25 protein-coding genes are annotated in these 22,357 nt (G+C 61.6%); 16 read left to right on the top strand and 9 right to left on the bottom strand.

Annotated features, from left to right (window positions below; genetic code table 11):
- Window positions 1–400: 400 nt before the first annotated feature.
- The 6 genes from QN084_RS13055 to QN084_RS13080 all read right to left on the bottom strand — a co-directional run bounded on the left by QN084_RS13055 (window position 401) and on the right by QN084_RS13080 (window position 5,194).
- Complete coding sequence (locus QN084_RS13055; RefSeq protein WP_139126782.1) at window positions 401–856, bottom strand: hypothetical protein; 456 nt, start codon at window positions 854–856, stop codon at window positions 401–403.
- 106 nt (window positions 857–962) lie between these two features.
- Window positions 963–1,346, bottom strand: a complete 384-nt coding sequence (locus QN084_RS13060; RefSeq protein WP_139128007.1) for a hypothetical protein — start codon at window positions 1,344–1,346, stop codon at window positions 963–965.
- Window positions 1,347–1,411: 65 nt separating this feature from the next.
- Window positions 1,412–2,041, bottom strand: a complete 630-nt coding sequence (locus tag QN084_RS13065) for a hypothetical protein (protein WP_139126780.1) — start codon at window positions 2,039–2,041, stop codon at window positions 1,412–1,414.
- Window positions 2,042–2,214: 173 nt separating this feature from the next.
- The gene (istB, locus tag QN084_RS13070) at window positions 2,215–3,039 is read right to left on the bottom strand and encodes an IS21-like element helper ATPase IstB (RefSeq protein WP_069695248.1); all 825 of its coding nucleotides are present in this window, start codon (window positions 3,037–3,039) and stop codon (window positions 2,215–2,217) included.
- Window positions 3,036–4,718, bottom strand: coding sequence for an IS21 family transposase (istA, locus tag QN084_RS13075; protein WP_069695247.1), 1,683 nt, complete (start codon window positions 4,716–4,718; stop codon window positions 3,036–3,038). Before istA ends, istB begins: the two co-directional genes overlap by 4 nt.
- A gap of 167 nt (window positions 4,719–4,885) precedes the next feature.
- The gene (locus QN084_RS13080) at window positions 4,886–5,194 is read right to left on the bottom strand and encodes a hypothetical protein (protein WP_166842604.1); all 309 of its coding nucleotides are present in this window, start codon (window positions 5,192–5,194) and stop codon (window positions 4,886–4,888) included.
- Window positions 5,195–5,912: 718 nt separating this feature from the next.
- Here QN084_RS13080 and QN084_RS13085 point away from each other — a divergent pair.
- From QN084_RS13085 to QN084_RS13100, 4 genes are all read left to right on the top strand, one after another.
- Window positions 5,913–6,485: a site-specific integrase gene (locus QN084_RS13085; protein ID WP_242703676.1), complete on the top strand. Its 573-nt coding sequence runs from the start codon at window positions 5,913–5,915 to the stop codon at window positions 6,483–6,485.
- Window positions 6,406–6,600, top strand: a complete 195-nt coding sequence (locus QN084_RS13090; protein WP_285751833.1) for a hypothetical protein — start codon at window positions 6,406–6,408, stop codon at window positions 6,598–6,600. The genes QN084_RS13085 and QN084_RS13090 overlap by 80 nt, the downstream gene beginning before the upstream one ends.
- Before the next feature lie 276 nt (window positions 6,601–6,876).
- Complete coding sequence (locus tag QN084_RS13095) at window positions 6,877–7,245, top strand: hypothetical protein (protein WP_285750122.1); 369 nt, start codon at window positions 6,877–6,879, stop codon at window positions 7,243–7,245.
- 444 nt (window positions 7,246–7,689) lie between these two features.
- The gene (locus QN084_RS13100; RefSeq protein WP_285750124.1) at window positions 7,690–7,872 is read left to right on the top strand and encodes a glutaredoxin family protein; all 183 of its coding nucleotides are present in this window, start codon (window positions 7,690–7,692) and stop codon (window positions 7,870–7,872) included.
- Here QN084_RS13100 and QN084_RS13105 read toward each other — a convergent pair.
- A protein-coding gene (locus tag QN084_RS13105; protein ID WP_259362723.1) for an IS3 family transposase occupies window positions 7,835–9,030 on the bottom strand; the annotation gives its coding sequence in 2 pieces (ribosomal slippage) (window positions 7,835–8,763 and window positions 8,763–9,030; 1,197 coding nt in all). The two genes, QN084_RS13100 and QN084_RS13105, sit on opposite strands and share 38 nt — an antisense overlap.
- Between QN084_RS13105 and QN084_RS13110 the strand changes: the two genes are divergently transcribed.
- The 7 genes from QN084_RS13110 to QN084_RS13140 all read left to right on the top strand — a co-directional run bounded on the left by QN084_RS13110 (window position 9,018) and on the right by QN084_RS13140 (window position 12,050).
- Window positions 9,018–9,269 (top strand): thioredoxin domain-containing protein, encoded by a 252-nt coding sequence (locus tag QN084_RS13110; protein WP_285750127.1) that lies wholly within the window; start codon window positions 9,018–9,020, stop codon window positions 9,267–9,269. The genes QN084_RS13105 and QN084_RS13110 overlap by 13 nt on opposite strands.
- Window positions 9,269–9,544, top strand: coding sequence for a hypothetical protein (locus QN084_RS13115; RefSeq protein WP_069695497.1), 276 nt, complete (start codon window positions 9,269–9,271; stop codon window positions 9,542–9,544). The genes QN084_RS13110 and QN084_RS13115 overlap by 1 nt, the downstream gene beginning before the upstream one ends.
- Window positions 9,545–9,549: 5 nt before the next feature.
- Entirely contained in the window at window positions 9,550–10,407 is an 858-nt protein-coding gene (locus QN084_RS13120) for a single-stranded DNA-binding protein (protein ID WP_069695498.1), read from the top strand.
- A 5-nt stretch (window positions 10,408–10,412) separates the two neighbouring features.
- On the top strand, window positions 10,413–10,670 hold the full coding sequence (locus QN084_RS13125) for a ParB family protein (protein ID WP_069695499.1): 258 nt from the start codon (window positions 10,413–10,415) through the stop codon (window positions 10,668–10,670).
- A complete protein-coding gene (locus QN084_RS13130; RefSeq protein ID WP_069695500.1) occupies window positions 10,667–11,257 on the top strand; it encodes a thermonuclease family protein in 591 nt (196 codons plus the stop codon). The genes QN084_RS13125 and QN084_RS13130 overlap by 4 nt, the downstream gene beginning before the upstream one ends.
- 40 nt (window positions 11,258–11,297) lie before the next feature.
- Window positions 11,298–11,558, top strand: a complete 261-nt coding sequence (locus QN084_RS13135; RefSeq protein WP_069695501.1) for a chemotaxis protein — start codon at window positions 11,298–11,300, stop codon at window positions 11,556–11,558.
- Between the two features lie 93 nt (window positions 11,559–11,651).
- Window positions 11,652–12,050: a hypothetical protein gene (locus QN084_RS13140; protein ID WP_285750132.1), complete on the top strand. Its 399-nt coding sequence runs from the start codon at window positions 11,652–11,654 to the stop codon at window positions 12,048–12,050.
- A 60-nt stretch (window positions 12,051–12,110) separates the two neighbouring features.
- Here QN084_RS13140 and QN084_RS13145 read toward each other — a convergent pair whose 3' ends face one another.
- A complete protein-coding gene (locus QN084_RS13145; protein ID WP_069695503.1) occupies window positions 12,111–12,527 on the bottom strand; it encodes a hypothetical protein in 417 nt (138 codons plus the stop codon).
- A gap of 436 nt (window positions 12,528–12,963) precedes the next feature.
- Here QN084_RS13145 and mobF point away from each other — a divergent pair, with 436 nt between their 5' ends.
- Both mobF and QN084_RS13155 read left to right on the top strand, forming a co-directional pair.
- The gene (gene mobF, locus QN084_RS13150; protein ID WP_285751792.1) at window positions 12,964–17,571 is read left to right on the top strand and encodes a MobF family relaxase; all 4,608 of its coding nucleotides are present in this window, start codon (window positions 12,964–12,966) and stop codon (window positions 17,569–17,571) included.
- A 115-nt stretch (window positions 17,572–17,686) separates the two neighbouring features.
- A complete protein-coding gene (locus QN084_RS13155; RefSeq protein ID WP_139126821.1) occupies window positions 17,687–17,965 on the top strand; it encodes a hypothetical protein in 279 nt (92 codons plus the stop codon).
- Between the two features lie 71 nt (window positions 17,966–18,036).
- Here QN084_RS13155 and QN084_RS13160 read toward each other — a convergent pair whose 3' ends face one another.
- The gene (locus QN084_RS13160) at window positions 18,037–19,023 is read right to left on the bottom strand and encodes an arsenic resistance protein (protein ID WP_285750133.1); all 987 of its coding nucleotides are present in this window, start codon (window positions 19,021–19,023) and stop codon (window positions 18,037–18,039) included.
- Window positions 19,024–19,714: 691 nt separating this feature from the next.
- Here QN084_RS13160 and QN084_RS13165 point away from each other — a divergent pair.
- The 3 genes from QN084_RS13165 (at window position 19,715) to QN084_RS13175 (ending at window position 22,307) form a co-directional block, all read left to right on the top strand.
- Window positions 19,715–19,969 carry a hypothetical protein gene (locus QN084_RS13165; protein WP_069695506.1) on the top strand — a complete coding sequence of 85 codons (255 nt, stop codon included), beginning with the start codon at window positions 19,715–19,717 and terminating at the stop codon, window positions 19,967–19,969.
- A gap of 129 nt (window positions 19,970–20,098) precedes the next feature.
- Entirely contained in the window at window positions 20,099–21,268 is a 1,170-nt protein-coding gene (locus QN084_RS13170) for an ATP-binding protein (protein ID WP_069695507.1), read from the top strand.
- A complete protein-coding gene (locus QN084_RS13175; RefSeq protein ID WP_069695508.1) occupies window positions 21,261–22,307 on the top strand; it encodes a TolB-like translocation protein in 1,047 nt (348 codons plus the stop codon). Before QN084_RS13170 ends, QN084_RS13175 begins: the two co-directional genes overlap by 8 nt.
- Window positions 22,308–22,357: the final 50 nt, after the last annotated feature.

Raw genomic sequence — 22,357 nt, forward strand, 5'->3', positions numbered from 1 at the left:
CTGAGGGATCCTTTCAGTTGTTTCGAGTGAAGGGATACTGCTGGTGTGATGCGAAACGGGCCGTGATGAATATGTCAACTAAAAATGGCCCCGGTAGGACGGCTATTTCTGGCCCCAGCTTGAGGATTGGGCAATCTTAGATTCGAAGTGCCGCCCCAGTGTCCTGGGTTTCTTTGGCTGCATGCGGGTCGGAGACGGAAGGATGGCTGATTGACGGAAACGGAGACCGGCCATTGCCCGGCCGTGTAACGGCCGTGGATTGATCCGGCATCCTTTGTCGGCCCCTGCCGACCCCACGAGTGTAGAACCGGTTGGGGGAAGCGATCGGTCTGATGGTTTGGGCGTGGCATCGAGGGCGGCCGTGTATGAGAAGGCCCAGCTTGTGGGGACGGGGCGCGGACTAGCAGTGGTTGCCTTTACCCATCCACCCAGCGCTACGGGCAGCAAAGAACGTCCCTATAGTGCTTGCGACGGGGACGAAGAGAAAGACCATGATGGCCTGGATGTCGCCACCGCTGACAACGAACGCAACTATGGCGATCCACCAAGATAGCAGGGCCGTAAACCCGCAAAGGATTGCGATCATGGCCCGGGCGCGGGGCAAAGCGAAGCGATGCCTGCGGATTGGCGGGGTCTTGAAGTATCTGCCCCGAGCGTTCCGTTCTCGGCGCACAACTACAAACGCTAATGCAGTGACCAGGGCAGGGACTACGAGGTATGGGGTGCCGCCGGAGTTGTTCGCCGTCCCGGCGATACCAATCCACCAGCATAGGGCGGCCGTGAAGCCCAGGAGAATGCCCTTCACCGGTCTCGGCGCGGGATCCGCCCGAAACAACGGTTCAAGATTCCCGTTCATGTCTGCTCCCTTGTGCGAACCCGTCATCACTACTCATCAGAGCACGGCGAGGATTCCTTGGCGAGGGCCGGGTTTCCGAATCGGTCGCCCGGCCCTAATCCAGGACTTAGGTCAGGCGACCGCCGGAGTCTCCCCAGGCGTGGATGCCACCCCATGACCCTCCATAAGATGTGGGAAAGTAGGTCTGGGTGAAGTTCGCTGCCGAGCTCCACCCGTAGCCGTTGCCCCAATTGTCACGGACTGCACTGGTGACTTTGACGTTTCCAAACCAGCAGTAATTACCGCTTTCGGAAGTTTGAGCTTTAGCTAAGCCATTCGGGAAGTCGTACCAGCTGGTTCCGTAGAACGTTCCTGGGTTGCAGTTTGTTGGTTGAACGTACCAGCTGTTGCTGCCCCAGGCATTCGCGGCCTGGCTGGAGCCAAGCACCAGTGCTGTTACGGCGAGAAGGGTTAGTGAGGCGCGTTTTACGACGTGCATGTCGGGTCCCATCCAATTCTGACGTGAGTGTTCGAAGGGTCGAATTCGGCCGGCCTGTGTTCAGGCACGCCCTCGGGTTAGCGGGTGCTTCCCTTCACGAGAAAATTCGGAGCGGTAGCGTCCCATTTTTCGGGGTCGCTGGCTGCAGCAGCTTGAGTGCTGCCCGGGACTACAAGCCACGCTTCTTCGCTTTTGTCGGGGTTGGCCACGCGGAGGCCATATCCTTCGAATCCCTTGACGAAGGTGCAGCCCATCATTTGACCGGAGCCGTCCTGTCCGACCGTGACGATGCAGATCTGATCGCTTCCCATGGCGGCCGCAAAGTATTGAAGATTGGTGGTTTTGCCCACCAACCGTACGGATGCCGGATCGATGCCGGTTGACGAAAACGTCTTGGCAGCGGACTCGGGTAAACGGTCTGACAATTGCTGTTGGGATGCCATCGCGGGAACGATGTCCGCTGCTTTTCCGACAGCGTGTTCAGACGGTGATGACGCAGCAACAGCGGCTACACCGACGCCAGCAACGGCTACGGCTGTTAGCGCAATTTTCCATTTGCCATGCATTACTTCTGCCCCCAGAGAGAGTAAATCCATTGGATGGAGCAAGGCTAATGCCTTGATGGCCTTTGGGCAATGGCCCCTGACAGGGGCAATGAGGCGGAAATGAAACAGTCTTATGAAGGCGGAAGACGGCACAACTGTCATCGGTCAACGCACTGTCGGCAAAGCCGCCCCGAACGACGCACCCAAAAAGAACGAAGCTCTTGACGTGAGTATCCACCCCTGGACACCGGGCCGGCTACCCCGTTTCCTCTACATCTGGGCCGAGGCGGCGCTCCTTTGCGGCAGCTGTCCCTAACCGTCCAGGTTGGCTCCAATCAGACTGACGAAGGCACTTGTTGGGCGATGGTATGGGCTAGCCGATAAGAGTCGGTGCCAGTTTCGATGATGGTTCCGTTGAAGGTCAGCCGGTCCACGATTGCGGCGCAGAGCCGAGGGTCCGTAAAGGTCTTCGTCCAACCCGAGAACGACTCGTTGGAGGCAATGGCGATTGAGTTTTTCTCTTCGCGTTCGGTCAGGACCTGGAAGAGTAGTTCGGCGCCCCGGCGGTCCAGTTCCATGTATCCCAGCTCGTCGATGCAGAGCAGATCGACCCTGCCGTAACGGGCGATGGTCTTGGCAAGCATCTTCTCGTCCGCAGCTTCGACGAGTTCATTTACGAGCCTTGTTGCAAGGGTGTATCGGACGCGGTAGCCCTGTTCAGCGGCCGCCGTGCCGAGCCCGATCAGCAGGTGAGATTTTCCGGTTCCCGAATCCCCGATCAGACATAGGGGTGCGCCTTTGCGGATCCAGTCCCCGGTTGCGAGCGTGTGAATTGTCGCGGGGTTGATGTTCGAGTTGGCATCGAAATCGAAGTCACCGAGCCACTTGTTCCGCGGGAAGTTCGCGGCCTTCACCCTTCGGATGGACGAGCGCCGGTCACGGTCATCGCATTCTGCCAGTAGCAGCTCGGCCAGGAAGCCCTGATAGGTGAGTTGTTCTTTCCCGGCCACGGCAAGAGCCTCGTTCAGGACCGCGCGGACGGTGGGTAGCCGGAGCCTGCGGCAAGCCTGATCCACGGCGGCGATGGCGGCTTGTTCGGTCAGGCCACGCCGTCGGCGCAGCGTTGGTGTGATCGTGGCCGCCGGGGCTGTTGGGCTCATGAGATGTTCTCCTTCGATGCCGTTTCCTTATCGGTGGTGTGTTGACTGCGCTTGGCCAGCAACTCGTCATAGGCATTGACCGAGGGCAAAGGCCGGGTATCCCGTGGCAATCCTGCGATAACGGCTGCCGGATCGGTCAGCCGGCGCTGAGTCAGGCTGACAACTCGTTGCATTTTCACGTCAGCGTGTTCACCGGGATGGCGATCCGAGCTGGCCCCACCCGATGGGGCTGCGGCGGCGTGGCGCCGGGCCTCTACCGCGACGACGTCGGCGCTGACGGCCCCAACGCCAAGGGCGGCGACGATCCCAGCTTTAACATCATTGGGATCCATGCAGCGGTGCAGCAACAGGACATCGATCAGTTCCCTGGTCCCGTCGGCATCGCCGTTGACCTTGCGCGAGGCAGCCCAGAACGCTTCATGGGCGCTAGTGAACGCACCTGATTCCCTCGCTTTGGCCAGGGCGGTAGACCCGGGAAGCGCGCCGGGCTTGGTCTTCAAGACCTCCAGATAGTGGTCCAGCTGGACCGAGCACCCCGTCCGGGCCGCGAGCCGTTGGTGCCTGGCCACCACCACGCGTCCGTCAAAAACCACGACGTCGGATGCCCGCAACGAGACCCGGACCTGCCGTCCGATGAACCGCGCCGGAACGGAGTACTTCACCATACGAACGGTGACCATTGATGAACGATCAACGCGTGGGTTCAATGCCAGCCCGGGATCAAACTCTTCCACGGGCAACGGCCCCAAGCAGGGCCGTTCTGCCGCATAGTCTTGGCCGATGGTACGGATCCTGTCGTTGATCCTCCGGTCCTCATCTTTGGACTCCCAACCTCTGATCCGGTCGTTTAGCTCCTCCAGGGACGCAGCCACAGGCATCGGCGTGAGCCGGTTCCGACGGAACCATCCCACCTCGCCCTCGACCCCGCCCTTCTCATGAGCGCCGGCGATCCCTGGTTGGCAGTAAAAAGCGTCAAACCCGTAGTGGGAGCGGAATAGCACCCAGCGGTCGTTTTCATGCCGGTTCCTGCCCTGCCCGAACAACACCGAGGTTACGGCGCTGGTGAGGTTGTCGTAGCGGATGTGTTTGACCGGAATACCGCCGATCTCCTTGAACGCCTCGATATGGCCTTCCAAGAAAGCTTCTTGGGCTTGGGTAGGGTAGACCCGGTGGATGGCTTTGCCGGAATGGGAGAGCCGGAACACAAACATGTGGCACTTGGTCTTCACACCATTGAGCACGACAAAGACCTCACCGAAATCGACCTCCGCTTCGGCGCCCGGTGCGTGTTCCTGAGGGACAAAGACTTCGACCCTGCGGCCGGCTTCCAGATCGATCTGGGCCCGGCGCACCCTCACGTAATCCCTCACCGTCGAATACGACAGCTCTGTCGCTCCGCGCTCCTCAATCAGCCGCGCCAGTATCCTTCGGGCTGTATGCCGCTGTTTCCGTGGAGCAGCCGTGTCATCGACAAGCATCTGGTCAATGGCGGTCTTGAACGGTTCCAGCCGCCAAGCAACACCGCGCCGCGGTTTCCGATCCGGAGGAATCGCAGCCTCTAACGCCTGCCGCACGGTTCTGCGATGGACCTTATGCCTTGCCGCCAATGCGCGCACCGACAAACCCTCAACCCGGGCATCCCGTCGGATCCGCGCAAACAACTCCACCCTCGACTCCATCCGGACCAACCCTCCGTCGCATCCATCCACTGATGGAACCAACGTTGAAGGTGGGGCCACATATAACCGTCACAAACGCCCGGCGAGTCTAGAATTGGGGCCAGAAATAACCGTCCTACCGGGGCCATCTAAACCTGTCACAACCACCGTGAAGATGACGAGCCGGGTCAGTGCACGTCCACGTAGCCCGCCGGCAGCCCGATCGAGTGTTTGGAGAAGGGCGTGAACGGGGTAAACGGAGTGAAGGGCGTAAACGGAGTGAAAGGCGTGAAATGGGAGGGCGGATGCACCTTCTTTAGGAGGCGATCGCCGACGAGCGTGCCAAGGTACATCTTTGTTGCGACGCCGCACACGTCGTTGTCATTCCACGCAAGCCAGCCGATCCACTTCGCCGTCGGGCTGAACAGGTTCTTGTTGATTTCGCTGGTGCGGAAGGCAACCCAGTGTCCAAGCGAATCGAAGTAGTGAATTGTCATTTGGTCTCCTGAAGTAGTCCTTTGCGCTCAACCTACTTCATGGCACCGACAATTTAGGACTCAAAGCCATGCGCCCTGACGGGCTCAGGACGACGACTCGTACGGCATACAAGCCAAGGTGGGCCGCTGCGAAACATAGGCGTAGCCTGATCTCGTGGCCAGTATTCTCCGACGGCCCCGCATGGGTAGTCAGCCGTCATTTATGGTTCGGTGGCGGGACCCCGAAACCAGGCGTCAGCAGGGTCTGACGTTCCGGTCTGAGGAGGAGGCCCTCGCTCTGATGCGGAGCCTCAATGATCATGGACAGTCACTGATCAGGGCTCTGCGAGCTAAACAACGCAGGACAATAACTGGACCCTGGGTCAGCGAAGTCGTTCAAGAGCACATCGATCTGCTGGTTCGTCCTTCCAGCGGAACCATACGAACGTATCAACGGATGCTGGATCTACATATCCAGGGAACGATCGGCCGGATACCCGTGAAGGAACTCGGCTATAGGGATGTCATGCTTTGGCTACGCACCCTAAGCAACAAAGGAATGGCCCCGAAAACCATCCACAACATCCACGGATTGTTGTCTGCTGCACTTCAGACGGCGGAGAAGCTCCAATACATACCCCGCAACCCTTGTCGGGGGGTCCGACTACCTCCGCTTGAGCGCTCTGATGACACCAAGAAATTCCTTACCCATGCCGAATATCAGCTGGTTTTGAGCTCCATGGACGAAGACTATAAGCCATTCATTAGCTTCTTGGTGATGACGGGAACCAGGTTCGGGGAGGCTACCGCTCTCACCGTTGGCGACATAGACCTAATTGCCCGACCCCCAACAGCACGAGTCAACAAAGCCTGGAAGCGGGATGATCAATCCCGGTACTACTTGGGACCAACAAAGACGGGCGCAGGGAAGCGGACAATTGCGTTGAATCGGGCCCTCACGGACCTGCTCACCCCACTCGTTGCCAACCGTCCCGGCAGCGACCTGTTATTCACTACACGTACCGGTGACCGAATAGCGCACAAACCCTTCTGGGATCATCATTGGCGCCCCGCGGTCCGTTCCGCACAGGCGGACGGACTAACGCAGACGCCCCGTATCCACGACCTTAGGCACACGCATGCCTCATGGCTTCTCCAGGAAGGAAGCATCCCCATTTTCACGCTCTCCCGACGGCTTGGTCACTCCTCAACGAGAACAACTGAAGAGATCTATGGCCACCTCATGCCTCAGGCTCTCCTCGACGCAGCGGAAGCGACGGAACGCTCCATCAGGCAACTTCACGCCTCTTGACCCGTTAGTCCGGAGAAGATACGAAGCCAGCGACGTTGAAAAGATCATCCTCACCGACCCCAAGACGGAAACTGAGGAAACCACGGAAAGCGCGGACGAACCCGAAGCCGCCTAGACCCCTAGCCGGGCGGAACCCCCACCGCCCGGCAAGGCCCCCGGCCACTCACCGCGAGTAGGGCCGGGAACCTCCCAAACGTCGGGCGGTCCGCCGCCCAGGGCGAACCACAGAAGCCAATCACCAGCGACGGACCGCCGTTCAACGCCACCAGGCACACGCCCACCAAAAGCCGCGCAGCCCCGGCTGCCTGGCTACTCCATCGACTCACCACCGAGAAATTTTTGTCAGAGGCCACCGCTAGGCTCATCTCATGGCACCACGACAGGAGTCACCTTGACCAAGCCACCAATCCCCGACAACCCCATCACCGACTTCATGAACAGCGACTTCAGCGGCGCCTTCGACTGGTCACTGCCGGCAATGATGCTGATCAGCACTGCACTAGTCGCGGTTTACGTTGGTGCGGCCGTGGCCATCCGAGGAAGAAACCAGGCATCACTACGGGCTCCCAAGGCGACGGACGTCGCTTTCGGCCTGGCGATCGCGACGCCCCTCAGCGGCTTGCTTGTCTTAGGCCGCAGCGGACTCGGCGGGGGACTCATCATTGGAGGGTTCGCTCTGGTCATTGGACTAACCCTCTGGGGCACTGCGCACCGCACTCCAAGCGAAAACCAGCCGGGGAACACCGGAAGAGTCCGCTAGACTGAACCACAGATTTCCTTTTGCAGAGGGAAAATAGGAAGGGCCGGCACTTACAGTGCCGGCCCTTCACCCTTTAACAGCACATGCCAGCAACCTTCCCCATGGGCCAAGCCAACCCGCAGCCTGCCCACCACCCGCTGGGGAACAATTCTTTTCAGGCGGGACCACACACTCGGAAATTCGGAATCACCTGACACAGGCACAAGAACCCCATGCCCAGGGCAGCTCCTAAAGACACCGGGGGAGTCGCACCGGACTACTACCCGCAATCTTCCCAAACTCCCCAGACGCCCTAATCCCCAGAAAATCACTACCAAAAGCAGGTAAAAAACGCCTAGAAATAAGGGTAAAAGCCTTTAAATCCGATTGGATAAAAGCTAGAATAGTAGTAGCAAGTCAGCCAGACGAACCTAACCAAAACTGATACGAAACGCAGGACTGAAAATGACTTCCTTAATCACCGATTACACGGTCTACACCAAGCCCGGTTGCCCGAACTGCGACCGCACCATGGAGTACTTCGATTCCAATGGCGTCACCTACACGCCCGTGGACTTCATGGGGTTGCCCGCAAGCTGTGGACAGTTGGTCAGGCGGCTTGTGCCGGCTGAGGTTGGTCCGTGGTGAGCAGCAGTTCGTGCTCCACGGGGGTGTTATAGCCCAGTGCTGAATGGAGGCGGGTGCGGTTATAGAACTCCTCGATCCAGCGGCCGGTGGCCCGGATGGCGTCCTGTCTGGTTGCCCACCGGCGCCGGTCGTAGAACTCCGCTTTCAGGGTGGACCAGAACGATTCCTGCATCGCGTTGTCCCAACACACGCCCGTCCTCCCAACGGACTGGCGGATACCAAGCCCGGTACAGACGTCATTGAGCTGGGTGGAGGTGTACTGGGTGCCCCGGTCGGCGTGGAAGACGACCCCGGCCGGGCCGCCGCCGCGCAGAATGAAGGCCATGCGCAGGGCCCGTTCGACCAGAGCGCTGGACTGGGTAGAGTCCATTGCCCAGCCGATCACCCGCCTCGAGCAACCGTCCCTGACTGCGCACAAGTACACCCAGCCCTCACCGGTACGAAGATAAGTGATATCCGAGATCCAGACCGCGTCCAGCACACCGGTGTCCCATTTCCTGGCCACCAGATCCGGGATCGAATGGACCCGCCCCTCACCGATCGGGGCCACGGGCCGGAACCGGCGCGGCGAGATCCCTTCCAGACCCTGCCGACGCATCGAGGCCGCGACGGTCTTCCGGTCAACGCCGGTCCCGTTCCTGGCCAGCGCTGCCCGGACCCGCGGCGCCCCATAGACTCCGGTCGAATCCTGATGAACCCGCCGGACTTTTGCATCCAGTTCAGCCCGGACCACCGTCCGCAGTGACCTCACGGAGGTCCTCCGCCGCCAAGCGTAAAACCCCGATCGTGACACGCCCAGCAGTCTGGCCATCCGCTGGATCGAGTAGTTAGCCTTCTCGGCCTCCATCAGTTCGAAGCATTCCGATTCTGCTGCTTGGAGGCGAAGAAGGCTGCGGCTTTTCCCAGGAACTCGTTATCCATCCGCAACTGCGCGTTTTCCCGGCGCAACCGCTCCAACTCCGACTTCTCTGTCTCGGCCGCCGCGACCTCTTCCGGGGCCGCCAGACGTGCCCGTTCCTGAGCCACCCACCGGCCCAACATCTGCTCTCCAAGCCCGAGTTCCCTAGCCACCGGCGCTACCGGCCTGCCGGTATCGATAACGAGCCGTGCAGCCTCCCGCCGATACTCCGGAGTGAATTTACGTCGTGTCGTGCTCACAAGAACACCTTCCCGCAGAATCCCAGGATCCCGCTACTTCAGGTGTCCACCAACAGAGGCTAACCCCATTCACCGAAGTGCCGGAAGCGCTGGAGTACATCACCCAAGAGCTTGGCTACTCCCAGGCACCCGTCATCGTGAACAACTCCGATGACCAGGACCACTGGTCCGGCCTCCGCCCTGACAAGCTCGTCCACGCCGCCATGACCCACACGACTGCAAGCCGCAAGGAGGCATAATGAACGCCACGCCCATCACCGCCGAGACCATCGCCCTGATTCTGGGCGACCATGGTATTCCCGCGGAACTGCACGCCGATCCCGAAATCCAGGCTGCCGCATACGGGCTTGCGTTCCTGAACTCCCCGGCCACTCCCGCCGAGGGACGCTTCTACGGCGCCTCAACCGTTTTCTACGACGAGGAAGACGAAAGCAGGTACGAGGTCAGCAACCGAGATCTCCTTGAAGAGCAGCTCACCGCCCGGCTGAGCGTCCGCATCGCCGAACTCGGGTGAGGACCATGACCACCCCGCACCCGGTGGACGGGTTCAAAATCAGCCCGCGGATCCCGTTGGAGGTGGACCTGTTCCGGGAAACCAACCCCAGCGGCAGGATCTACCCCGACGCCAAGGAAGAACCTTTCGCCGGCTACTACGGCATCCCTTCCAGCATCGAGGATGACCGCTACCTTGCAGCGATAAGTAGGGCCCCGATAGGGGAGGGCGGGCTCTGGGACGAGTACGCCGCGGACCAGCACCAGCCCAACGACCTCACCCACGATGAACCGGGTGGGACCGAACCTCAGAACGAAACCAGCACACACACCGAGAACACCAACAGCGCACGAGGAAAAGGAATCATCATGGCCGGCGAAACCACCATTACTGTCATTGGAAACCTGACATCGGACCCCGAGTTGCGGTTCACCCCATCGGGTTCGGCGGTAGCGAATTTCACGATCGCTTCAACGCCCAGGACCTTCGACCGTCAGTCTAACGAGTGGAAGGACGGGGAGACGCTTTTCCTCCGTGCGAGTGTGTGGCGGGAGGCAGCTGAGAACGTCGCCGAGTCCCTGACCAAGGGCACTCGCGTCATCGTTTCCGGCAGGCTGAAGTCCCGGTCCTACGAGACCAAAGAGGGCGAAAAGCGCACCGTGATAGAGCTTGAGGTAGACGAGATCGGTCCGAGCTTGCGGTACGCGAACGCGAAAGTGAACCGCACCCAGCGCACCAACCAGGGCGCAGGAAACGGTGGAGGTTTCGGCAACCAGCCTAGCAGCGCACAACCCGCCCAGCAGGACGACCCTTGGGCCGCGAACCCGTCAGCCAACGCTGGCTCATCCTGGGGCAACGGCCCCGACTCCGAACCCCCGTTCTAATACCCATGAAGCCGAGTGAGAAGAAGGGGCCCTACTTCACTGAAGAGGACCTGAAGCAGATCCGGGCAGCGGTTCAAGCGGTCGGGCAGCTCGAGGGGTATGTGTCCATTTCGGATTTCGTTGAAGCAGCCGCACGTCGGGAGCTGCGACGGTTGCAGCGCAAGTACAACGACGGCCGGAAATGGCCGGGTGTTGAAGCTGGGGAACTCCGCCCGGGGCGACGGACCCGCGCCGAAACAGCAGCAAAGGAGGATCACTCATGACCGGCACCCAGTACACGGGCCGGCTGCTTCTCGGCAGCGTTCTGGCCGTTCTTGCCCTGACCGGCTGCACGGCCCAGGGCGGACCGCAGGTCGTTCCTGCCGGTGGCCCGGCACCGCTGCACGAGGTGCCCTGCGATGCGACGGGCACGGCGGCGCGGCCGCCGGCACTTCAGGCCACGGCCAGCGGCCCGTACCTCGTGGAGAGTGTTGTCGATGGGGACACGATCCGAATCAGCTGCAACGGCATCAGCACCCGCGTCAGGCTTGTTGGCCTCAACGCCCCGGAAAGCGTCAAAGGAGACGCGCCGGTGGAGTGCGGCGGACCGGAAGCGTCCACCTACCTGCACTCACTCCTGGACGGACAGCAAGTGTTCCTGGCAGCGGATCCCGCCCAGGGAGTGCGCGACAAGTACGACCGGCTTCTTGCCTACGTCTGGTCCACCGACGGCACCCTGGCCAACCGCACCATCCTTGAACAAGGTCACGCCGAAGCTACCGGCTACGGCAAATCCTTCGCCTACAGTGGGGACTTCACTAGGACCGCCGAGCAAGCCAAGGAGAGCAAGGCGGGCCGATGGGCCTGCTGAGATCACCGGAAGCACGCCAGCGAGTTGTCAGGGGACCATCATGGCCGTCGTTCTGATCTTCTTCGCAACGTTCGCGGCTGTTGCCCTGGGCGGCTGGATCATCTACGCCCTCACGCACCCGGTGGCCGCCGGTCAAGGGATCCTGATCTTCCTCTGCAAGGCGGCCGGGGTCATTGCGTTGATCACGGCCGTGGTGGCCTGGCTCGGTCAGAGTCTGCTCCAGGCAGTGCCGCCGGCGGTGTTCATGGTTGCCTTCTTCGTCGCCGCGAACCGGCTTGAACGCCGCTGGCGGCGCTGGTGATCCAGTCGTGTCCATGCGCGGGACGAGGCCCGGTTCTGGTCCAAGGTCATGAAAGGGCCGCGGGAGAACGACTGCTGGCTTTGGGTTCGAGCTGTGGCCGATGACGGGTACGGCCGGTTCACTCTCAACAGCAACGGACGAACGCGGGCCGTCCGTCCGCATCGCTTCGCCTTTCATCTGGCATACGGCGTCGAGCTGGACGGATTCGGTCCGCTGATGCACCACTGCGATATCCCGCTGTGCGTCCGCGCGAGGACGACGGCAGATACGCATCTGAGTGTGGGCGATGCCAGAGTCAACATGCTCGATCGTCAAGCCAAGGGACGTGACACGAACGGTTCAGGATTCCGATGGCGCGGGCTGGCCCGCCGGCAGTTCGCTGAACGGTCCAAAGCACTGCGTGATGAAGTCCGCGAACATGGCTGGGATAGGGAGGAACGGGTGCGGGCACTGCTGGCCGGTCTCGATCCTGACGCCCCGACGCTCTTCTAAAACCGGTGATGCCCCCGGCCTGCAGGCCGGGGGCATCACCCTGTCATCAGCTATCCGCCCTCAGGCAGCGGCGTGTTGGCTCTCACGGTCAGCCGCGTCCGGTGCTGCTGGACTGTTGCTCTCCGTGGGTGCCTTCTTTTCGTCCTCACTGAGGAGGTCGAGGAGTCGCTTCAACTCAGCGGCGCTGAGTCCCAGGCGCGCGGAGACACCGGCCTTCGGTTCGCCCGAATCGAGCATGGCACGAACTGTCCTCGCGGCACCGCGGACTGTGTCCTGCGCGTCCTCTTCGGCTTTCGCCAGGAGAACATCGGCCTTCTTCCGGGCATCGGCTCGGACGAGCTCGGCTTGTTCCTGACGCTGGAAGAAATCCGCTGCCAGCTCAATCAACTTCTCGTGCCGTTCTGTCAGTTCCTTTGCCTTGGCCAGTGCCTTCTCGCGGGCAGCCTGCTGCTGCGCTGACTTGCGTGGTGTTGCCATGATGTGGGTCCCTCCCCTAGGTAGTCCTTCACACAAACCTAACGGCTAGCACCGGTTCGGGTGGCCAGGCACGCGCCGCCCGCCTTAACGGTCCTCGCTGACGCTCGGGCTGGCCAGGCCAGGCTTGTCCACACGTGGACAGCTCCGAGATAAGGGCGGTCTCTCCGCTGACCACCAGGGGATAAGCCTGGCTGCGGTTCAACACAATCGAACGAACCGTGGATAACGGAAAAGCGTGTTACCCACCGCCCATTCTCATGTGCAGAACCGCATCAAAACCTTGATGGCCCGATCTTACCCGTCTTTGATCTTTTCCATCGATCCCCGCTCGCAAGCTCCCATCAGACGATTCCAAAAATCAAAGACAACCAATATCTGTCACACCTCATGCATCATCGATGGGTGGGGCCGTTTCGCGGGTATGCTGGGTGTCGTGATGACCGTGCACAAGCTCAGTGCCGGCGACGGATATACGTACTACACACGTGAGGTCGCCAGCGGTGATGAGCTGCGTGCGAAGGGCCGCGAGCTGGGTGATTACTACACGGTGGACGGCAACCCTCCAGGGCAATGGGGCGGGTCCGGCGTGCAGCATTTGGGTGTTTCCGGTGACGTCACCGAGGCGCACATGGCGGCCTTGTTTGGACTGGGATTACATCCCAACGCGGAGAAGATGCTTGCCGATGACCCGACATCAGATGTCGCTTTGGGTCAGAAGTACCGGCAAGCGAATCAGAAGGACAACGAACTGCAGGCGCGGATCAACCGGGCCACGGGAGACTACCAGCGCCTGAACCATCGCGAGCCGGACGCGGATAACCGTCGGCTGATCCGCACGAAAGAGGGCGCCCAGTACTTCCGTGAACTCAACGGCCGGAACCCTGCTGACAAGGAAGAGCTGGGTAAGTTCATCACCGCCCAGACCAAACCGGCTGCGCAGACCGTTGCCGGATATGACCTTGTTTTCGCTCCCGCGAAATCAGCATCTGTTCTGTGGGCCATTGGCGGTGCCGACGCCCGCAAACAGATCGAGGCCGCACATAACGAGGCCATCGAAGAGACCATGGAGTACCTCGAAGAGGAAGCCACGTTTACTCGACGCGGCCGCAACGGTGTTCGCCAAGAGGACGTCGATGGCGGCCTGATTTACACCAAGTTCCGCCACTACGACTCCCGCACCGGGGATCCGCAACTGCACGATCACATTGTGGTGTCCAACAAGGTCCTCGGTGCCGATGGCAAGTGGTCCAGCCTCGACGGTCGGCTGCTGTACCAATTCAATGTGGCCGCATCGGAGATGTACAACAGGGTTGTCATGGAGAAGATCTGTGCACGCCTGGGTGTCGGCCTGACCGAACGCAAAGTCAACGGCGACCGCCCTGTCACCGAGATCGCCGGCGTCGATGTAGCCGCCATCGAAGCAGCGTCCTCACGACGGGAAGGCATCAAACCTGTCATTGATGAACTGACAAAAGAGTTCACTGAGAAGCACGGATACGCACCCAACAAGAAGCAGCTGATTGCCCTGGCCCAACAGGCAACACTGGACACCCGACCGGCCAAGAAGGAAGCCAGGCAGCTCTCCGCACTGGTGGAAGAGTGGACGACCGAACTAGGCGCTCTGCCCGGCGTTGTCACCGGCCCGGCCGCTGTCGAACAAGCACGCAAGCATCGCCATGATGCACGCGAACAGTCCGAAAAGGACCGGCCCTCATGGATGGTCGCCCACGCCGATGAGCTCGACCCGGCTCTCGAAGCACAAGGTGTCATTGAACGGCTCGAACGCAGCCGTGGGGTCTGGGGAGAGCACCACATCAGGGCCGAAGCAACCAGGCGACTGGGTTCCAGGCTCGGGGAAATGCCCATCCCGCAGGCGCTTCTTGAACAGGTCACCGCGCGTGCGACAGATCAGTTCTCCCTCCGCATCACCCCCGAAACACCCGCCCCTGACATTGAGGCCTTGCGCCTGTCCAACGGCGGATCCAAGTACGGCAAACCACACTCCACCCTGTACACCTCTGCCGGGATCCTCCACAGCGAAGACCGGCTCCTGACAGCGGCGCAAAGCGTTGTCATTCCTGCCGCGACGGTCGATTCATTCGATGCTGCGTTGGCCCTGCAAGAGAAGACATTCGACGCCGGGCAGCTGCGCATGGCCCAGGAGTTCGCGTGCAGCGACCGCCTGCTGCTGGTCGGCGTGGGGCCGGCCGGTGCCGGCAAGACAACGGCACTCAAGCTTGCAGCTGACACCATCCGGGAAGCCGGCGGTCGGGTGTTCGGACTCGCGCCTACTGCCGTGGCCGCGGCTGTGATGGGCACTGAACTGGGAGCCACAGCGACCACCATTGACTCCTTCGTGCTCGCCCACAAAACAGGGGCGGCGGACGAGAAAACCACCCCGCGACCGGGGGACGTCATCATCATCGATGAGGCCGGGATGGTCGGCACGGAACTGTTCGCCTCAGCCGTGACCATCGCCGAACAGCACGGCGCGGTCGTGCGCGCACTCGGGGATGACCAGCAGCTCTCCGCCGTAGGCTCCGGTGGCGCGCTGCGGCTGTTGAAGAACACCGTCGGGGCTGTTCACCTGGAAGACCTGCACCGGTTCCGGAACGCTGACGGCACCCCGAACGAGGCAGAAGCGGAAGCCACCCTGGCCCTGCGCGAACCATCCCTTAACGGCGTTGATGACCCGTGGACCTTCTACCGGGAGAACCGCCGCGTCGTCGGCGGCGACGCCGAAACCATGACCTCCCAGGTCTTCGAGGCATGGCAGAAAGACACCAACGCCGGCCACCACGCCATCATGATGGCCTTCGACAATGCCACCGTCACCGAACTGAACGCCCGCGCCCAGGCCTACCGGATCGCCACCGGAGAACTGGACTCCACCACCCCTGCAGCCATGCTCCGTGACGGACTGACCGCCCGCGCAGGGGACATCATCGTCACCCGGGAGAACAACCGCAGGCTCTCCACCAACAGGGGCAAGGACTTCGTCAAGAACAACGACGTCTGGAATGTTCTCAGTGCCCACGAGGATGGATCCTTGACCGTCCGGCACCATAGCCACCAAGGAACTATCACTCTTCCCTCCGACTATGTGCGCGGGAACACGATGCTCGGATACGCGGCAACCATCCACCGCACCCAGGGCGTCACGTGCGACACCGTCCACGCCCTGATCAGCTCGGGACTGTCCCGCGCCCTGGCTTACGTCGCCGCGTCCCGCGGCCGATACTCCAACAAGCTCTACGGCATCGTGGGCGAGGGAGAGACCATGGAGGATGTCCTGACGGCCGTGGCCGCCAACCATGACGGGAACCTCACCGCTCACGAACAGATGGACGCCGCCCGCGCCCAGGCGCGCTCTCTGCCGGACATGTCCGAGCAGTACAGGGACATCGATGCGCAAGCCAACGAGCTGCGCATGGCGAACATCGCCCGCCGTGAACTCGGCGAAGGCGTCGCAGGGACGTTCACCAAGTCCACCGCCTGGGGAGCAGTCGCCACGCACCTGCGCGCGGCCGAGAACGAAGGATTCAACCTCGTCCACCTCCTTAGGGACAGCGTCAACGGGGAAGACTTCGGCGCATCCGCGGATCCCGCGGCTGTTCTGGCGTGGCGGGTTGAGGACCGCCTTGACCGGTGGCGTTCACGCGCAGCCGATCCCGGCCGCCGGCCGCTGGAATCAATGACCGATGAGGCACTTGAACGGCTGGACCGCAGGGCCACCGGGGAGCTGATTCGCGCCAAAGCCGAAGCAGCGCGCACACCAGGTGTGGAGACCCCGGACCGGAAGGACCTTGCCCGCAACTGGAAGACCGAAGGGAAAGAAACGCCGTGGCAGCGACGCCTGCACGGCCACCTCAGCGACGACGACCTCGCCACACGGCTGAGCGCAGCGCAGCAGCAAGGACTTACGGACACGAACATCAACGACCTCGCGGCCACGCGTAAAAACCAGTGGCTGACATCTTCACTGCATAATGAACAATCGCTCCGCGAACTGATGCACCCGGAGGCCCGGGCCGATGAAGCCTACGAACGAGGTGCGGTAAGCAACTACCGCCGGGACGAGAACGCCCCCAAGATCGAAGCCGCCATCCAGGTCCACCGCAGGATCCGCGCCGAAATCGAACTACGCCGCCAACTGCCCTCCACCGTCGGTACCGACGCGGCAGCTGACCGGTTGCCGGCATGGATGGCACCAGCTGATGTCGCGATCCACGAGGACACCCCGGCCTTGTGGCGGAAGGAACTCCTCGAGCGCCGGGAAACCATGGCCACCGAAGTCAGCCGCCGCGGTGCCCAGCTCGCGGCCGAGCCTCCGAATTGGGCAGCTGCCCTCGGACCGGTGCCGTCCGATCCTGCCCGGCAGGAGCAGTGGCGGCAGCTCGCAGTGGAGATCTCCACCTACCGTGACATGTACAGGATCCCGGCCAGCGAAGCTGCCCCCGTACCTATGGACCACCAAGACAAGGGTCTCGGTTCGGAACTGACCGCGCGCGTCACCGCCATGCACAAGTACACGGCGCAAACGCACAAGGAGCCGCTGTCCGCCGCCGACGCGTCACTCATGGCCGAGGCCGCGCACGTCGAAGCAGTCGTGAAGGAAACACCAACCCCTGCCGAGGAAGTCGTGGACTACCTGCAGCAGGTACGCGGCGCGGAAGCGCAGCTGAGCCCCGCACAGGAACACGCCGAACGGCTGGCCGAACTCGCCCGCAAGGTCCGTCAAAACCGGGCAGAACGACACGGTGTCGACTCCGAGGCACGCAGCCCGGAAGCTGTCCAGGAAGCCTTGGACCAGCTCAAAGCCCGGCGAGAACAGGAAAAGAAGCCACCGGGGACGACAGAGGGGGACTTCGCTAAGAAGTTGGCCGCACGACGCGCGGCGCAGCCCACAACCTCCGCCCCGTCCGTTGTTGAGAAACTCCGCCAAGAACAAGCCGAAGCCAAAGCCGCCGAAGAACGCCGCCGACGGGACCAGCCAGGTCCGGGCACCGGTCCCGAACAGGGCCCCCGCGGCCCACGCCTATAGGCTAGCTTGACTGGCCGGCAGGCCCGGCAGTCGTCAAAGGAGAGCATGGGACGTTTCGCCGGAGGGAAGCGCGGAAACGGCTGCATACCCTGTACGCCGCACTCCCGGATCCGTGGTGTTTGTCGATGAAAGCTTCCGCCGCGCAAGGAACAGCTACGGCGAACGGCCCGTTCTCACCATGAGCGGAGTCCCGACCCCAAAGAGTCACTACGGCGACCCTTGCGGTTACCTGCACCTCAAGGAGGTAATAGACCTGACCTCGGGCGAGAAATTCGCAACGAGGATCCGCCGCCTCGCCTCGGCATTAAGCGGGAGCGGCTCACGCGTTGCGCGGGTCTTCGATGTGGAGGGCAACACCGAAGGTGTGCAGTTATTGGAGGACGTCGTCGAGTAACTTGTCGGCGAAGTTCAGGACGTAACCTGCGCTTGAAACCGATGGTCATCGTGCCGATAACCGGGCGGGCGTCAGGCGGGTTGTTGGCGGCGCTCTTTGACGATCAGGGGTAGGAATCTGGCGTAGAGCACCATGCCGACGAGCTCCACAAGGGTTTGAGTCACTACTACCAAGGCAGCAAGGTCCAACTGGCCGGGCAGCGCCAGCGCCAACGGCAGGACGACCAAGGAATTGCGGGTAGCCCCACTGAAAACAACGGCACGAGTGGCGGCGATATCGAGTTTGGCCCGTTTGGCGGCGATCAAGCCCAACGGCACCATCACCACCAAGAACGCAGCGTAGAGGGGCAAGACCGACAGGAGGGAACCCAGTTCTTGGCCGACTCCGACGATCTGGGAACCGACGACGACGGCCAGCGTGGTCATCATAAGTGGCACCATCAACGCCTGCATTACCGACATGACCACCGCTCCAGCGCCCGTTCTCCGGGCCAGTGCCTGTGTCAGTGCTGCTGTGGCCAACGGGATGATGATCAGAACGATGAGTGCCTCAACAAAAGGGGCCGGGTCAATTGCCGACACCAGATCAGGGCCGACGAAGAGCAGCAGATAGAGCGGAAGCAGAAGCATCTGCGCGAGCATCAGCACCGGTGCTGCCGCGAGAAGCCGGTCACCGGCCCCTCCGGCAAGGCCCGTAAACACGATGACGTAGTCAATGCATGGGGTCAGGAGTACCAGCAAAACCCCAACGAGCAGAGCTTGGTCTCCGGCGATGAACCGGGTGAGACCCCACGCCACCAGAGGAACGACGAGGAAATTCAAAACCAGCACCGTGGATAGGAACCGGAAATCGCGGGCGGCCTTACCGATGGACGCAAAGGGTATCCCTAGGAAGGTCGCGTAAAGCAGCAGTCCGAGTACAGGGTTGATTGAATGTTCCAGCACAGTTGCGGACCCGGGTGCCAGGAACCCGACGGCGCCGCCGACGAGGATGGCCGTGAGGTAGAGGCTGATCTGGTGGCGTTCCATCCACGCGACGAGGTTCGGGGTGTTCACCATTGCAATGCTAGGTGAGCCCGTCCTGACGGTATGAAACGCCGTCGGTTTCCCGTACAAACGCTGCTTCCCGTTGCCCGCTCTGGACGGCCGGCGGAACAGCTCAACGGGAGAAGCCTGCCGTGGTAGGTGCGGGCTCCACCCCAAAGCGGACCACTTTGAGATTTTCAGGGGTCTCCACCTGCTCTACAGTGGGCAGACAGGACCCTGTCCTACGCGCCGTTCGTCGCTGTCGGTTTGAATGTGTGGGGGAGTCCGAGGGCTTCGGATCCAGCCCCGCCGTGCGTTCGCAAGGTCAGTTGCATGGCCTGAGCGTCTTGGGTCTTGCCACCTGCCGCACGCAGTGCCAAGGTCTAACTATTACTCCTTCACGCACCACATGATAGGGCTCAGGCCAGGGGGTTGCGCTATGAATCAATGGTTCCTTCCACCGGGCGGGATTTTGAGCAACTACATTGCTCCTGGACAGACCGTCCGCCACTCGTTCTGGTGGGAAGATCGCGCGTTTGGACCTGCCATCCTGGCCGTGGCCATGCCGCCTTCAATCGTGGTTTCGACAGGCGGAGTGACGACGCTCAGTAACGGATTCAGCCAAAGTCGTGACCGGCTCACCTACTTCGCTGATTTACGGGCAGAGAGCTCGTACGGCGCCAGTTATCGTCTCCTCATTACAGCGCTGCGATAGGAGGCACCCATGAAATGCACGGTTATCAGCGACGAGCACGGCAGGATAATCGCCATTGGTCCGGCGCCGGGTCCGGTGGAATCCTCCGACGGGGCGGGGCCAGCGCTCTGGCACGAGATCCTGCCATTTGAAGGACAAACCAGCCAGATTGTGGACGTACCCGATGACTTGCTCAACGACGCTGAGCAGCTGGCAAATCTGGATCAAACCCACCGTCTTCGCGGGGACAAAGTGGAGACTATTGACGGTCTGGCCGCGGGCTAGGCTCGGGATGTGGAGGAACACCCCGGATGTCTGTCGGTCGACGCCGGTCGGTAGTTAACGGGCATCATCTTCTATCCGGAGCTATAAGCGAGTATCCAATAAAGTGGATACTCGCTTATAGTTGTTGATATGGAAAGTGCCTTAAATCCTTACTCGCCCGGTTCGGGCCGACGGCCTTTCGAGCTGGTCGGGCGCCAGAGCGAGATCGATGCGTTCGATTTACTGCTGGCCAAGACCCGGCAGCGAAGACCAGACCGGGGGATCGTCCTTCATGGTCTGCGCGGGGTGGGCAAAACGGTCCTGCTGAATGAGTTTCGGCGTCAGGCCGAACGTGCGGAGTTTATGGTCGTCTTCCTCGAGGGCAGGGACGCCGAGGGGGGGCCTGAAGCCGTGCGGGCCAAACTCGCCCGGAACCTTCTGCAGGCAGGGCGGAAGCTGAACCGCCGCGGAGCAGGGGAACGACTCTTGGCGGCACTTGGCAGCATCGCTTCTTTTTCCGCGAAACTGGGCGTGACCGGGATCGATATCGGCGTGAACCTCAATCACGGCCGCGCTGACTCCGGATCGATCGAAGTGGACCTGGAGGAACTGATTGAGGACCTCTGCCTGGCACTGGCGGAGAAGCGCTCGGGTCTGATCTTCATCATCGATGAAATGCAGGATCTGGACGACGGACTTATTGCCGCGCTTTTGAGCGCCCAGCATCTGGCCGGGCAACGCGAATGGCCTTTTTACATCGCCGGGGCCGGCCTGCCCAACCTTCCCTCGGTACTCAGTGAAGCGCGTTCCTACGCCGAAAGGATCTTCAACTACTGCAGCATCGGAGCGCTGTCGAGGGAGGCCGCCGAGGCGGCCCTGATCGCCCCGGCCCAACGCTATGGGGCGTCATTCGTACCCGAAGCCAAAGACCTCCTCCTGAACGCATCGGGCGCGTACCCATACTTCCTGCAGGAATACGGATACGCCGCTTGGGAAACAGCCCCGGAGAAGACCGTAACCTTCGACGACGCCAAAATCGCGGTGGAAATCGGCCGCGCGCAGCTGGACCAAGGATTCTTTCCCTCACGCTGGAAACGCGCCTCGAAGGCAGAGAAAGACTTCCTCCGCCTGATGGCCATCGACGGTGATGAAGGATCCAGCACAGCTGACCTTGCTGAACGGGCGCAAAAGAAGCAAAGCTCCATGACCATGACCCGTGCATCGTTGATCGACAAGGGGATCATCTACGCACCGGCCCTCGGTGTTGTGGCGTTCACCGTGCCAGGAATGGCTGACTACGTCAAACGCCTTCATGAATAGGACAAACGCAGGTGCCGGTACCACTGTAGGCGGGAGGTTGCGGTGGGGAATTCTCCTGACGGTTACCGCACTGGTCCTGGCCGGAGCCGCAATCTACGCGGTAGGAGCCTATCAGCGCTTCGAGGAGAGCCGCACTGCCAACTCATCCGTGGGGGTCACTGCGGGCCAACCTCTCCCGGAGGTTCCTTTCGTCCTGTTCAGGAACACGGCCAGCGGGCAAGGGTATGGCAACGCTGCAACGGTGCCTCTCTCTGCCCCTGCCGGTACGCGTGCAGTCAGTGAGCAGGTGTGCGAAAGGGTCTATGGCACGTCCTCCATGGTGGTCTGCCTCAAGTCCAACCGTGGCTTGGTGACGACGTATGAGGCGGCCGTCCTGAACCGTGACTGGCAGCAGGAACGGGCGTGGCCCGTCCCCGGCATTCCGAGCAGGACACGTATCAGTCCGGACGGTCCCATGATCGCCACCACGGTTTTCGTCTCGGGCCACTCCTACACGCAAGCCGGGTTCTCCACAGCAACGGAAATCACTGTGCCCGACGGCGGTACGGGAAATCTGGAGGACTTCGCCCTCTTCGTAAACGGCGAACGGCTGCTGTCCAGCGACCGGAATATCTGGGGAGTCACGTTCGCGCCCAAGCAGAGCGATGTCTTCTATGCCACCGCAGCATCCTCAGGACGTATTTGGCTCGTCCGGGGAAGCCTGGCAGGGAAGACCCTGACGGCCATCCGTGACAACGTCGAATGCCCCTCCATTTCACCTGACGGCACCCGGATCGCTTATAAGAAGAACATTGGTGGGCCGCTGACCGCTCACTGGAACGTAGCCCTTCTTGACCTGGCAACGGGTGAGGAAACGGTGCTCCTGGAAAAGCGCAGCGTCGATGACCAGATCGAATGGCTGGACGATCAGAATCTGCTCTACGGCCTGGCCGACGAGGACACCGACGGGGACAGCAACATCTGGAAACTCGGCACCGATCCCGCGTCCCAGCCGAGCCTCTTCATCGAGCACGCGTGGTCTCCCAGTGTGGTCCGCTGACGTCCAGTACGGGAACTCTGAGAGCGGCCGGACGTCAGCAGTCTAAATTG

Origin of the sequence: Paenarthrobacter sp. R1, from assembly GCF_030264015.1 — a bacterium.
GTDB lineage: Bacteria > Actinomycetota > Actinomycetes > Actinomycetales > Micrococcaceae > Arthrobacter > Arthrobacter ureafaciens.

Excerpts from the sequence above, each read along its gene's own strand:
- QN084_RS13175 (WP_069695508.1), top strand. The coding sequence starts at position 21,261 with ATGAATAGGACAAACGCAGGTGCCGGTACCACTGTAGGCGGGAGGTTG.
- QN084_RS13090 (WP_285751833.1), top strand. The coding sequence starts at position 6,406 with ATGGCCACCTCATGCCTCAGGCTCTCCTCGACGCAGCGGAAGCGACGG.
- QN084_RS13165 (WP_069695506.1), top strand. The coding sequence starts at position 19,715 with ATGAAATGCACGGTTATCAGCGACGAGCACGGCAGGATAATCGCCATT.
- istA (WP_069695247.1), bottom strand. The coding sequence starts at position 4,718 with ATGGAGTCGAGGGTGGAGTTGTTTGCGCGGATCCGACGGGATGCCCGG.
- QN084_RS13170 (WP_069695507.1), top strand. The coding sequence starts at position 20,099 with ATGGAAAGTGCCTTAAATCCTTACTCGCCCGGTTCGGGCCGACGGCCT.
- QN084_RS13060 (WP_139128007.1), bottom strand. The coding sequence starts at position 1,346 with ATGGGACCCGACATGCACGTCGTAAAACGCGCCTCACTAACCCTTCTC.
- mobF (WP_285751792.1), top strand. The coding sequence starts at position 12,964 with ATGACCGTGCACAAGCTCAGTGCCGGCGACGGATATACGTACTACACA.
- QN084_RS13125 (WP_069695499.1), top strand. The coding sequence starts at position 10,413 with ATGAAGCCGAGTGAGAAGAAGGGGCCCTACTTCACTGAAGAGGACCTG.
- QN084_RS13055 (WP_139126782.1), bottom strand. The coding sequence starts at position 856 with ATGAACGGGAATCTTGAACCGTTGTTTCGGGCGGATCCCGCGCCGAGA.
- QN084_RS13130 (WP_069695500.1), top strand. The coding sequence starts at position 10,667 with ATGACCGGCACCCAGTACACGGGCCGGCTGCTTCTCGGCAGCGTTCTG.
- QN084_RS13135 (WP_069695501.1), top strand. The coding sequence starts at position 11,298 with ATGGCCGTCGTTCTGATCTTCTTCGCAACGTTCGCGGCTGTTGCCCTG.
- QN084_RS13120 (WP_069695498.1), top strand. The coding sequence starts at position 9,550 with ATGACCACCCCGCACCCGGTGGACGGGTTCAAAATCAGCCCGCGGATC.
- QN084_RS13100 (WP_285750124.1), top strand. The coding sequence starts at position 7,690 with ATGACTTCCTTAATCACCGATTACACGGTCTACACCAAGCCCGGTTGC.
- istB (WP_069695248.1), bottom strand. The coding sequence starts at position 3,039 with ATGAGCCCAACAGCCCCGGCGGCCACGATCACACCAACGCTGCGCCGA.
- QN084_RS13115 (WP_069695497.1), top strand. The coding sequence starts at position 9,269 with ATGAACGCCACGCCCATCACCGCCGAGACCATCGCCCTGATTCTGGGC.
- QN084_RS13145 (WP_069695503.1), bottom strand. The coding sequence starts at position 12,527 with ATGGCAACACCACGCAAGTCAGCGCAGCAGCAGGCTGCCCGCGAGAAG.
- QN084_RS13065 (WP_139126780.1), bottom strand. The coding sequence starts at position 2,041 with ATGACAGTTGTGCCGTCTTCCGCCTTCATAAGACTGTTTCATTTCCGC.
- QN084_RS13085 (WP_242703676.1), top strand. The coding sequence starts at position 5,913 with ATGGACGAAGACTATAAGCCATTCATTAGCTTCTTGGTGATGACGGGA.
- QN084_RS13160 (WP_285750133.1), bottom strand. The coding sequence starts at position 19,023 with ATGGTGAACACCCCGAACCTCGTCGCGTGGATGGAACGCCACCAGATC.
- QN084_RS13080 (WP_166842604.1), bottom strand. The coding sequence starts at position 5,194 with ATGACAATTCACTACTTCGATTCGCTTGGACACTGGGTTGCCTTCCGC.